The organism is Mesorhizobium sp. WSM4847, from assembly GCF_055811335.1.
Window position 1 is genome coordinate 1 of the sequence record NZ_JBVVPY010000077.1, and the last position, 2,752, is coordinate 2,752.

The window sequence follows — 2,752 nt, forward strand, 5'->3', positions numbered from 1 at the left end:
GCGACAGAATCACCGAGCCTCCATCATTAAGTTCCGCCAGTTCAGCGGAAGGCCGACGCTTTCGCGCTCGCCGGAGCTGACCACTGCATACATTGCGCGATTCATACTTGGCACGGCGATGGGCAGCACGTGCAGAACAGCGAGCAACAAGAAGAGTCCGCATGTAGCATTGTTCCACAGTGGGACAGGAATCCACGCTGCGATAAGCAGAAGAACTGCCATGAGCGGAACGTCGTAGGAAAGCGGAACGCCGGTGAAATACCCTTTTGTGGACATCCCGAAATTGCTGAAATAACTTAATCGCAAAGCACCAGCGAGTATTAGAGCGAGCCCCGTTACAAACGGCAAGACACCGCCTGTTCCGATTTGCATGAGTACCGCAGCCGGAATGACGGCGCCGTACAGGAGATCAGCAAATCCATCCAGACTCTTCCCCATACTGGCCGTCTCTGCTGACCGGTTTTTCGTTCGCTTCGCGACCACTCCGTCGAAATGGTCTGCTAAGACCGCCCAGAGCGCTGCTGCGATTGCAAGCTCCGGTTTGCCCGATTGCGCAAAATAGAGCGCGGTTCCTGATGCCAGGAGGCCAAGCATCGTGATCTGGTTTGCGCGGTCTGAAAGATAGATAATCATTGGAAGCCGTCCGATCCTATCTCGACGCGATTTGATGCCGGAGAAGGCGATCCGCATAAGGGTGAGAATATGTTCTCCGCAGTCCTTAGATCGGCCTCGCTGTCTATCTCGTACCATCGCAGCTCATCGCAGCGGGCAGCCGCAAGCCGGAGGCCGCGGCTTTCGATAAGATGAGCAAGAAACTCCTCCATGTAAGCCTTGATCGCACCGGAACCGATGAGATCATCAAGGGCAGGCACGATTATCGTGCGCAGTGTCGCGTCGGAGAAGCGCATGAGATTCACTGTCTTGAAGAGAGCCGGGCCGCCGGAAACCAGGTCCGCAGCTGTTTGTTTAAGCCGAAACTCGGAAATAAATCCGCCTTCGGACAAAATTACTGCAGAGCCCTCCATCGACGGATGGAAAGGCGCTACTGCGGCTGAATTCGCCGCGTCATCTATCGTCAAGCGCCGAAGCGCGTCTTCCTCAAAGAAGACGTCGCCCTCAAGAAGATAGCAGTCTCCCGAGAGTAACGCGTCGCGTGCCAGCCAGAGTGAATAGGCGCTGCCCGTGCGGTCGAAGACCGTCGACTCGACATAATTGATATCGAGCCTACCGAAGCGTCGGCCGCAGGAATATTGGATCGCGTCTTTGCGATAGCCGACAACGATCGTCACCTCCCTTACGCCGACTGCCTCGAGGTTCTGCAAGGCGTTGTGAAGGATCGGCGTGCCGTTGACTTCGACCAGCGGCTTCGGCCGCAGATCGGTGAGCGGACGCAGGCGCGAGCCAAACCCGGCGGCAAGAATCACCGCCTCTCTCGGACCAATTGCAGTCATGGGTCTAAGCCCTTCTATTTTGCTTGCTGCGACGATTCTTTCGGTTCCAGCCGTTAAGGACGCCGACCACACGCTCGAGGCCCACCTCGAGTTGCTTCGGCGGAACGCCATAGGAGAGCCTGAGCCCCATGGGATCGCCGAAGGCAGTGCCTGACACGCCGGCCACGCCGGCTTGGGCGAGCAGCGCGGCCACGATGTCGTCGGCTGTCCTGGCGTCATCATTGGCGAGCGTCGGCCGCAACAGGCCGGACAGATCGAGATAGAAATAGAACCCGCCCTGTGCTTCAGGTATCGGAACGCGCTGCAGCTCGGAGAGGGCAGTAAGCCCAGCCTGCCGCGCCGCCGTCAATCGCCACTTGAGCCGGGCCTCAAAGGCGCCATCTCCCTCACGGAGGTGGTGCAGCACTGCATGCTGGGCAACGACATTCGGGTTCGATGTCGTGTGCGACTGAAGCGCCTTGACAGCCGAGATCAGTTCTTTCGGCGCAGCGAGATAGCCAACGCGCCAGCCGGTGAGGGCCAGGCTTTTGGAGAAGGCATTGACGATCACCGTCCGGGCCCGGACCTCGGGGGTCAGTGACACAACCGGATGATGCCGATGGCCATCATGGGTGAAAGGGCCGTAACATTCATCGAAGATGATCCAGAGGTTTTTATCCATCGCCAGCTGGGCGATGCCCGAAAGAGTCTCCGCGTCGTAGACGGCGCCGCTGGGGTTGGCGGGCGTGTTGACGACGATGGCCCGGGTCAGCGGCGTGATGACGCGTTGGATGTCGTCGATCCGTGGAACGTAGCCGTTTCCTCGCGTGTCGATATGGACTGGGGTGCCGCCGGCGATCTGGATCTGCGCTGGGAATGTTGTCCAGTAGGGCGCGGGAATGATGACCTGGTCGCCGGGATTGATCAGCGTCATCGCCACGTTGAAAAGAGCCTGCTTGGCGCCGTTCGTCACGGCGAGCTCGTCGGCCCGCCAAAGCTGCCCCGTCTCGACCGATACCTTCCGTGCCAGCGCCTCGCGCAACTCCATCGAGCCGATGGTGTCAGTGTAGCGGTTCAGGCCTTGTCGAATCGCCTCGATCGCTCCGTCCCGGATCGTCGGTGCCAGATCGCTCCAGATCTCGCCGGCCGTGAGATCAACAATCTCCATCCCGGCATCGGCGGCAGCCTTCGCCGCGGCGCGGGCGGCCGCGGTCCCCGACGATTTAAACAAGTTTGTCCGTTGCGCCAACATGCGCGTCTCCATCCATTCTTTTCGAAGGAACCTCTCGCTGCGGTCCTTGGCCGTCCACTGCCCGCGGAAG

The 2,752-nt window shown here is 59.8% G+C and carries 3 protein-coding genes; all 3 read right to left on the minus strand.

What is annotated here, in order from left to right; all coding sequences use genetic code 11:
- Positions 1-9: 9 nt before the first annotated feature.
- From AC0L28_RS34525 to AC0L28_RS34535, 3 genes are read right to left on the minus strand one after another with little or no spacing between them, the layout of a single operon-like run.
- The gene (locus tag AC0L28_RS34525) at positions 10-633 is read right to left on the minus strand and encodes a CDP-alcohol phosphatidyltransferase family protein (protein ID WP_473482949.1); all 624 of its coding nucleotides are present in this window, start codon (positions 631-633) and stop codon (positions 10-12) included.
- Positions 630-1,451, minus strand: a complete 822-nt coding sequence (locus AC0L28_RS34530) for a phosphocholine cytidylyltransferase family protein (protein ID WP_473482951.1) — start codon at positions 1,449-1,451, stop codon at positions 630-632. Before AC0L28_RS34530 ends, AC0L28_RS34525 begins: the two co-directional genes overlap by 4 nt.
- A 4-nt stretch (positions 1,452-1,455) precedes the next feature.
- Positions 1,456-2,682 (minus strand): aminotransferase class I/II-fold pyridoxal phosphate-dependent enzyme, encoded by a 1,227-nt coding sequence (locus tag AC0L28_RS34535; RefSeq protein ID WP_473482953.1) that lies wholly within the window; start codon positions 2,680-2,682, stop codon positions 1,456-1,458.
- Between the last annotated feature and the right edge of the window lie 70 nt (positions 2,683-2,752).

Bases quoted from the DNA above. Each gene is read 5' to 3' on its own strand.
- AC0L28_RS34525 (WP_473482949.1), bottom strand. From the start codon at position 633: ATGATTATCTATCTTTCAGACCGCGCAAACCAGATCACGATGCTTGGC.
- AC0L28_RS34530 (WP_473482951.1), bottom strand. From the start codon at position 1,451: ATGACTGCAATTGGTCCGAGAGAGGCGGTGATTCTTGCCGCCGGGTTT.
- AC0L28_RS34535 (WP_473482953.1), bottom strand. From the start codon at position 2,682: ATGTTGGCGCAACGGACAAACTTGTTTAAATCGTCGGGGACCGCGGCC.